The organism is Microbacterium sp. Leaf351 (assembly GCF_001423825.1).
Lineage (GTDB): Bacteria > Actinomycetota > Actinomycetes > Actinomycetales > Microbacteriaceae > Microbacterium > Microbacterium ginsengisoli.
The window spans coordinates 63014-66278 of sequence record NZ_LMPK01000038.1 but is presented as its reverse complement, the minus strand read 5'-3'; the positions used below and the strand labels follow the sequence as shown (position 1 = coordinate 66278).

Here is a 3265-nt window from a genome sequence, read left to right as displayed (position 1 = left end):
CGGGGCGCTCGTCGCGCAGTTCGACGAGCAGTGGTCCCGCTTCCGGTCGGACTCGCTCGTCGCGCGCCTGTCGGCGGGGGGTTCGGCGCCGCTCCCTGCGGACGGCGCCTCGATGCTCGACCTGTACGCCCGGCTCTCGGACGAGACCGGGGGAGCGGTGAACCCGCTCGTGGGCCGTTCTCTCGACGCCCTCGGCTACGACCCTGCCTATTCGTTCCTCGCGGGTGCGGCGATGCCCGCTCCGGCGGCGTGGCGCGACATCCTGCACTGGCACGACGACACGCTCTCGCTCGACGCGCCTGCCGTGATCGATGTGGGCGCCATCGGCAAGGGACGCCTCGTCGACCGGGTGTCGGCGGTGCTCGCCGAGACCCATGACGCGCACGTCGTCGACGCGAGCGGTGACATCGCCGTGTACGGCGTGACCGAGCGCATCGGCCTCGAGCACCCCTACGATCCGTCCCGCGCGATCGGGGTGGCCACGGTCGCGTCCGGGGCGCTGTGCGCCTCCGCCGTGAACCGTCGGGCGTGGGGCGACGGCCTGCACCACGTGCTCGATGCACGCACCGGCGAACCGGTGCGCACGGTCGCGGCGACGTGGGCGATCGCCTCCGATGCGATGACGGCGGATGCTGCGGCCACCGCGCTGTTCTTCGACGAGGGGCCGCGGGCCGCGGCATCCCTCGACGCGCACTGGGTGCGCATGACGACCGACGGTCAGGTCGAGTGGTCACCCGACGCGCCCGTCGACCTGTTCTTCTGAAAGGGGCTCCGATGAACGCTCAGCTCTCCGCGCTCTGGAACCGCGTGTTCGCGGTGCTGGGGCGCGTGTCGATGTACCGACTCGTGCTGCTCTCCCTCGCCGCGCTCGCGGTGATCTCGCTGGCGCTGTCGTTCGCCGGGCTCGTCGGCCCGACCCCGGGCGAGCTCGCCGCGACGGCAGCGGTGCTGGTGGTCGTGTGCGTCGCGACGGATGCCGCGGCTCAGCGCCTGCTGCGCCTCGGTGGTCGCATCGAGTCGTCGCTCATCACGGCCGGCATCCTGCTGTTCGTGCTCTGGCCGACACTCGACCCGGCGGGACTCGGCGGCATCGCGATCGCGGGCGCGGTGGCCGCGGCATCCAAGTACGTGCTCGTGTGGCGGGGACGTCACGTGCTCAACCCGGCCGCAGCCGGGGCGACAGCGCTGACACTGCTCGGCATCGCCGTGCCGGCGCTCGGCGCCTCCGGCTGGTGGGTGGGAGCGCCCGCGCTCGCGCTGCCGGTGGCGCTGTTCGGCCTTGCCGTCGTCTGGCGCACCGAGAAGGTTCGGGTGGTGCTGCTGTTCCTGGTGCTCGCCGTCGGGGTCTCGGTCGTGCGCCAGGCCGTGCAGTATGCCACCGCCGGCTTCGCCTTCGACCTCGGCACGGCGCTGCAGTTCGCGCTGCTGCAGAGCCCGTTCCTCTTCCTCGGCGCGTTCATGCTGTCCGAGCCCCTGACCCTTCCGCCACGTCGGTGGCAGCAGTTCGCGGTCGCCGCGGTCGCGGGTGTGCTGGCCGGCTGGCCGATCCCGCTCGGTGAGATCACCCTCGGCCAGGAGCGGGCGCTCGTCATCGCCAACCTCGTCGCCTTCGCGTTCGCGCTGCGTCAGGCGGTGCGGCTCACCCTGGTCTCCCGCGAGCAGCTCGCCCCGACGCTCGCCGCGCTCACCTTCCGCGCGAAGCGGCGCTTCCGGTTCGAGGCGGGGCAGTACCTCGAGCTCGACGTGCCGCATCGGCGACCGGACGCCCGTGGCACCCGCCGCGAGTTCAGCATCGTGTCCGCTCCCGAGGACCTTCCCGAGGTGCGCATCGCGTTCCGCGACGGTCGGGGAGCGCAGAGCTCCTACAAGCGCGCTCTCGCCGAGGTCGAGCCGGGAGACGTGCTCGCCGCCACCGGCGTCTGGGGCGACTTCGTGCTGCCACGCACGCCGGCCCCCGTCCTCCTGGTCGCGGCGGGGATCGGGGTGACACCGTTCGTGTCGCAGCTGCGCCACGACCACCTCGCAGGCATCGCGCGCGACACGGTGCTCGTCTACGTCGCCGCAGGCGCCGACGACGTCGTGTTCCGCGACGAGCTCGCGCGCACCGGCGTCCCGGTCGTGGTGTTCACCCGAGAAGACCCGGGCGCGCTTCCGGCGGGCTGGCGCTGGGCTGGCGGATCCCGATTGGATGCCGCGGCTCTTCGCAGCGCCGTTCCCGATCTGTCCGCGCGCCACGCGTACATCTCCGGCCCGGCGGCGCTGATCGCCGACCTCGCGCCGGCGCTCGCGAGCGCGAAGTCGGTCGCGACCGACGCCTTCAGCGGCTACTGAGCGGGCGGGCGCGGAGCCCACCCGCCCGGCTCACGCGGCGTCGGCGCGGGCGATCTGCTCGGGACGAGCGGGGAGACGCACGGTGAACGTGGTGTCGCCCGGCTTCGACGACACCACGATGGAGCCGTGATGCGCGTGCACGATGGCGCGGGCGATCGAGAGGCCGAGCCCGGTGCCGCCGGTGCGGCGGGCGCGTGAGGAATCGGCGCGCGCGAAACGCTCGAACAGCTCGTCGGCGATCTCCGGGGCGATGCCCGGACCGTCGTCGTGCACGGACAGCACCGCCTCGCCACCCTGCTGCTGGAGGGTCAAGGTCACCGTGGTGCCCGCCGGGGTGTGGGTGCGCGCGTTGGCGAGCAGGTTGACGATCACCTGGCTGAGCCGCGCGGCGTCGCCGGCGACAACGATGGGCTCCGCCGCGACATCCATCACCCAGGTGTGATCGGGTCCGGTGTGCTGTACGTCGCCGAGCGCCTCGACAGTGACCCGGGTGAGGTCGACGCCGCTGTAGACGAGTTCCTGGCCCTCTTCCAGGCGCGCCAGGAGCAGCAGGTCCTCGACGAGGGCCGACATGCGCAGCGACTGCGCCTGGATGCGCTCCAGCGCCTGCTCGGTGTTCTCGATCGCCATCGCCGGTGCCTGACGCATCGCGCGCAGCGACAGCTCCGAATAGCCGCGGATGGAGGCGAGGGGTGTGCGCAGCTCGTGGCTCGCGTCGGCGACGAACTGCCGCATCCGCTCCTCGTTGCGATGGCGCGCGGCCAGGGACTCGTCGACGTGATCGAGCAGCGTGTTCAGGGCGAGTCCCACGCGCCCGATCTCGGTCGTGTCGTCGGTCTGCCCGTTCGGCACGCGTTCAGAGATCGACACGTCACCCTCGGAGAGCGGGAGCGCGGCGACGCGCGTGGCGGTGTCGGCGACGGCACGCAGCGGA

Annotated in this window: 3 protein-coding genes; 2 read left to right on the top strand and 1 reads right to left on the bottom strand. The window is 72.7% G+C overall.

Annotation, left to right across the window (positions count from 1 at the left end; all coding sequences use genetic code 11):
• On the top strand, positions 1–763 hold a 763-nt coding region (locus ASG00_RS13055), incomplete at its 5' end, for an FAD:protein FMN transferase (RefSeq protein WP_082483268.1).
• An 11-nt stretch (positions 764–774) separates the two neighbouring features.
• Positions 775–2331: an FAD-dependent oxidoreductase gene (locus tag ASG00_RS13050; RefSeq protein ID WP_056210124.1), complete on the top strand. Its 1557-nt coding sequence runs from the start codon at positions 775–777 to the stop codon at positions 2329–2331.
• 30 nt (positions 2332–2361) lie between these two features.
• Here ASG00_RS13050 and ASG00_RS18595 read toward each other — a convergent pair.
• Positions 2362–3265, bottom strand: a 904-nt coding sequence (locus ASG00_RS18595; protein ID WP_235559593.1) for a sensor histidine kinase, incomplete at its 5' end; no start/stop codon positions are given.

Excerpts from the sequence above, each read along its gene's own strand:
- ASG00_RS13050 (WP_056210124.1), top strand. The coding sequence starts at position 775 with ATGAACGCTCAGCTCTCCGCGCTCTGGAACCGCGTGTTCGCGGTGCTG.